The following is a 4,641-nucleotide window of genomic DNA, read 5'->3' as shown; positions in this document are numbered from 1 at the left end:
TCTGAGTTCCAGCTTACATGATCACCTTCTGAATATTTCGCCATTGGCATGCCTCCTTTTTCCGATCAACACCTCTGCTGCTCGCGTCGTTCCGCACCGGACTATTCAGGATTGACAGTCACCCCGCGGTGGCTACCCTGACCTGATGGTGATGCATGAGAACCACTTCCGGTTTCTACTTCTGAACCGCCTGGCTCCCCGGGCGGTCTTCGCATAAGCGCACCCTCGACCACCCGGGGCTTTCTTACATCCTTGAATTAAGAACACGGGCTTCGCAGCCCCGGGAGATCCATCATGACTATCATCACCCAGCTGCCTTCAGGCGGCGACTTTCGCTCGCTGTTCGAGCACCATACTGTCGGCTCTGGCTTCTTCTTGACGGTCGATGACAGAGCGGGCATCGAGCATCTGCTACGCTACAGCAAGACCAGGAACGCGTCGAATCCGGCCCTTTTGAACGGGCTTTTGCGCCACAAGCTGCGGATCTCGCGTGGGGCTATTGAGCCAGCTTCGCCCGAGCTCGTCGTGACCGGACGCCAAATCACCTATTTGATCAGGGAAGAGGGATCTCGTTCCGGAGTGCTCTCCATGGGTCCGACACCGATTCCCGGACATTTCCTTGTCACATCCCTGCTCGGAGCGACCCTCATCGGCATGCGGAAACTACAAAAAGCGCCGCTTCTCCGAGACGACGGCCAAATCGATAAAGTCGTCGTGCTGGATGTAGATCCGTCTACGACCCACCACACCGCTTGATGGCCGGACCATCTCTGGCTGGTCCGAAGATTTACCTATCCAGCATGCATTTACGTCGCTGTGGAGCGGAAAGGAGAATTCGATGAACCAACAACGCGGCACCGGACGGCAGCCAAGGGTAGTCATCGGTGTTGACTGCTTGGACAGGCTTGAAGCTCTCGCTGAGGGCGCAATTCAGCGTAACCCCGATCTCGCCGACCGGTTGCTCGGCGAGATCGGTCGGGCTCGGATCGTGCCTGCAGGGAAACTTCCGCCGAACGTGGTGGCCATCGGTCGCGCGGTCACCTACCGCGACGAGACGACCAATCAGGAGAAGACAGTAACTCCGGTTTTTCCTGAGGACGCCGACATTTCACGCGGTCGCATTTCAATCCTCACGCCGATCGGGATCGCTTTGATCGGCTTGGCCGAGGGAGCATCGCTTCACTGGGACACCAGGGATGGAGAGCGTCGAATTCTGACCGTTCTCCACGTCGCTTTCCAAGCTGCTTCCGAAGGACTGAAGATCAAATGATTTATCGTTCTCAAGGGCTTGCCGAGGCCAATGACTACCCCGGAAGGAGCCGCTCGATGTGCTGACGAAGCTCCTTCCGGGACATCGGTCATCGCCACTTCGGTGTGTTCCCCTTCCCGTCGAAAGAGAGTTCCATGAATCGTCACCTGCCGCTTGCTTGCCCGTCCTGCAAGGCATCGCTTCCTCGTGCAGCCGCCTATCGGTGTCCCATTTATCGACACATTCTTGAAGGCGCTATCCACATTATCCGGATTTCCTGTCGTCGTTGCGGCTCTGCTATCGAGCGCAACGCCGGCGCCACCATGACCTGTCTCCGGTGCCGTTCTCGTCGACCATCACAGCTCGCGCAACAGGGCTGCTGATATGAAACTGGTCTCTCATCTTCGGCGACTGATCTGGCCTTCGGCCATGCTTCTTGTCGCCGCCAGCCTGGTGCTCTTTGATCAGGATGTCGAGCAGTGGGTCGGTTTGTCTCTCCGCATGCCTGGCGGCGTCGTCGGTTACCTTGCCGCGGCTTGGCTCGGTAGTCGGCTATTCGGTCTGTTCGCAGACCGTCGCAGGCCCCACAAAGGTCCCTACCCGCGCCTGTTTCGCGATCTCGTGGCAGTTCTACTATTCTTCACCGCGACCATTGCCTCTGCCGCTCTCTTGTTGGGCCAAGGTCTTCTCGGCGCGCTTGCGGGATCGAGCCTGATACTTGCGATGCTGGGTTTCGCGATCCGGAATGTCGTGGCTGACACTTTGTCTGGCATCGCACTCGGTGTCGAGGCGCCCTGCCGGATCGGAGACTGGGTTGATATTGATGAGGTCGCACGAGGCAGGGTCATTGAGATTGGGTGGCGCACAACGCGGGTGCTGACGCAGGACGCCACCTACATGATCCTGCCGAATAGCCAGATCGCGCGCCGACGCATCACCAACTATTCCGCTCCAAAACCACAGTATCGCGCGCAGCTGTCACTGAAGCTCGCGCATGAAGTTCCCGTGGACAACGCCAAGGCGCTGATCCTGAAGGCTTTAAACGAGGCGCGTCTGATCCAGTCTGAACCCACCCCTGATGTCCGCGTGCAGGCACTGGGAAGTAACAGCAATTCCTACGCTGTTCGCTTCTGGCTGTCGCGCTTTGAACGGGATGCTGACTGCCGAGACGAGGTTCTTTCCTTGATCGATCGTGCGCTGCGGAACGCTAAAATTCCAGCCCCACGCGTGCAGATCGAGTTGAATCGTCCTCGCCGAGAAAGCATCGATCCGATCGAGCACGAAACGGAGATTGCGCGGATATTCGCAGCGTCTCCTCGGCAGAGCATATCGTAGTTTGGTAGGCCTATGACAAGGCGCAATGCGAGATACGGAATTTCCTCACAAACTATATTTAATTGCATCACGAAACGCAAAGGGCCGGGCGATGACCTATTCAAATTAATCCGCGTGTCTGGGCTGCGCGCATGACCTCTGCGGTCGTGCGCGCAGCCAATTTTTGACCAGTTGCCTTCAACCGGGCCTTCAAAGCGCTTTCTCTGATCTCAAGGTGAGCCGCCGCTCGACATGACGCTCTCCCGCTACTATGAGTGGCGATGCTTCGATCTGCGCCTTGGTAATCTGCACCTGTGCACAGGGCTCGGCATGCAGCATGCTTAGGACGTCATACGCAACCCCCAACTCCTTTTGAGAGAAAGGCTAGTCTTGGCGAGCAAGACCACAAAAGGATCGCACCTTCGAAGTTCCGGTCGCCACGGTAGCTCCGAACAACAGGCCATGATCTTCCGTATCGGCGAGGATATCCGTTGGATCGATCATTGCAGAATCGTCCCAGTCAATCATCCCGTCATGGGCAAGTGCCCAGAAGATCATCGGCTCGCGCAAGAAATAGGATTTTTGAGCGTAAGTGTTATGCCAGGATTCCGGCAAACGATTCTCGCAACGCAGGGGACGGCCGCGACTGACCCGTATGGCTACAGCGAAACCCGGTGAGGCAATCTGAGAGAGAAGAAAGGTTTTTCGTTGAAAATCCGTGGATACTCATCATTAAGTCCGCATCAAAGAACTTTTTCCGCAGTCATGATAAAGTATCCTAGTGGTTCCGGCTTACCTAAACCGTCCATTTGGAAAAGCCAGAAGACAGGATCAGGGCCGGTTTTCAAGGCAGCAGACACTCGTCAGAGCAGGTAAAGCGCCAGCGAAAGCCTTCGGGGGGATAGGCGAGTTCCACCTCCCCCGAGAACGCCCCCTGCACAAGCCGGTCGAGCACGATGCTTCCGAAGCCCTTGCGGGTAGGGGCTTTGACTGGCGGACCACCCCGCTCGGTCCAGCATACGGTCAGCTGTCTGTCTCCATGCTCCGTCTTGGAGACATCCCAGATGATATCGACGTGACCGGTTTCCTGCGAGAGCGCGCCATACTTGCCGGCATTCGTGGCCAATTCGTGGAACGCCATGCCAAGCGTCTGCGCGGCTTCCGCGGTGATCGCGGCTTCTGGTCCTTGCAGGTGGATGCGCGTGCCGACCAGATCTTCGAAATGCGCCAACTGGCCGCGCACTAGATCCCCGAGGCGAACACCGTTCCAGTCGTCATTGACAAGCAGGTCGTGCGAATGTGCCAGCGCCCGCAGCCGTCCCTCGAAGCGAGGTAAAAACTTCCCGGCATCGGTCTGCCAGATCTGCCGGGCGATCGCCTGAACCAGCGAGAGCGTGTTCTTGGCGCGGTGATTGATTTCCCGCATCAGGAACTCGGCATGCTCCTTGGCTTTTTCGCGTTCGGTCACGTCGAAGCCGGAAACGACGATTTCCCGCACGCTTCCGTCGTCATTGAGGATGGGCGACAGCAGCATGTCGACGGTCACGCGTCCGTCGCCAGGAGTGCGTGCCACGGCATCGTAGCGCACGACCTCGCCAGTGGCCGCCCGGGCGATGGAGGCGCGCAGCCGGGCCGCGACCTCGGGGTCGTAGGACCACCCATATGTCTCCCAAGCCAACTGACCGATGACCTCGTCACGCCCGACGCCGCCCGTTTCGAGCGCTATCGCGTTTGCTTCCACGATCCGCCCTTCGAGATCGAGGGTTCCGATGAAGACGACCGCATTGTCGAGCACCAGCCGTAACCGCTCGGCGCTGTCGCGCGCCTTCCGTTCCATGCGATGCCGCTCGGTGACGTCGAAGACGACACCGATCATCCGGACAGGCCGTTTGCCCTCATACCGGATGACCCGACCTCGCCCGGCAATATGGCGAATGTCCCCGTCGGGCCGCCGGATCCGGAACACGGCATCGAAGTTCTTTCCATCTTCAAGGGAGCGCGCCAGCTCTGTTTCGACCATCTCCCTGTCCTCGGGATGGATCATCTCGAAGAACAGGTCCGTCGAGGCAGGCATGGCG

The 4,641-nt window shown here is 58.5% G+C and carries 5 protein-coding genes; 3 read left to right on the top strand and 2 right to left on the bottom strand.

The features are described 5' to 3' along the window. Positions 1-294: 294 nt before the first annotated feature. The 3 genes from FD715_RS22110 (at position 295) to FD715_RS22100 (ending at position 2,584) form a co-directional block, all read left to right on the top strand. Positions 295-756 carry a hypothetical protein gene (locus FD715_RS22110; protein WP_147115360.1) on the top strand — a complete coding sequence of 154 codons (462 nt, stop codon included), beginning with the start codon at positions 295-297 and terminating at the stop codon, positions 754-756. A gap of 82 nt (positions 757-838) precedes the next feature. Continuing rightward, positions 839-1,270, top strand: coding sequence for a nucleoside diphosphate kinase regulator (gene rnk, locus FD715_RS22105; protein ID WP_147115357.1), 432 nt, complete (start codon positions 839-841; stop codon positions 1,268-1,270). 363 nt (positions 1,271-1,633) lie between these two features. Further along, a complete protein-coding gene (locus tag FD715_RS22100) occupies positions 1,634-2,584 on the top strand; it encodes a mechanosensitive ion channel family protein (RefSeq protein WP_147115352.1) in 951 nt (316 codons plus the stop codon). Positions 2,585-2,947: 363 nt separating this feature from the next. Here FD715_RS22100 and FD715_RS23120 read toward each other — a convergent pair whose 3' ends face one another. After that, positions 2,948-3,196, bottom strand: a complete 249-nt coding sequence (locus tag FD715_RS23120; RefSeq protein ID WP_223275050.1) for an autoinducer binding domain-containing protein — start codon at positions 3,194-3,196, stop codon at positions 2,948-2,950. Between the two features lie 211 nt (positions 3,197-3,407). Continuing rightward, positions 3,408-4,641: HWE histidine kinase domain-containing protein (locus FD715_RS22090; RefSeq protein WP_147115346.1), on the bottom strand; the 1,234-nt coding region annotated here is incomplete at its 5' end.

The organism is Tateyamaria sp. syn59 (assembly GCF_007995245.1).
In the GTDB taxonomy this organism is placed as follows: Bacteria; Pseudomonadota; Alphaproteobacteria; order Rhodobacterales; family Rhodobacteraceae; genus Tateyamaria.
The sequence above is the reverse complement of the archived record's forward strand: the minus strand, read 5'-3'. Positions and strand labels throughout refer to the sequence as shown.

Excerpts from the sequence above, each read along its gene's own strand:
- FD715_RS22110 (WP_147115360.1), top strand. The coding sequence starts at position 295 with ATGACTATCATCACCCAGCTGCCTTCAGGCGGCGACTTTCGCTCGCTG.
- FD715_RS22100 (WP_147115352.1), top strand. The coding sequence starts at position 1,634 with ATGAAACTGGTCTCTCATCTTCGGCGACTGATCTGGCCTTCGGCCATG.
- rnk (WP_147115357.1), top strand. The coding sequence starts at position 839 with ATGAACCAACAACGCGGCACCGGACGGCAGCCAAGGGTAGTCATCGGT.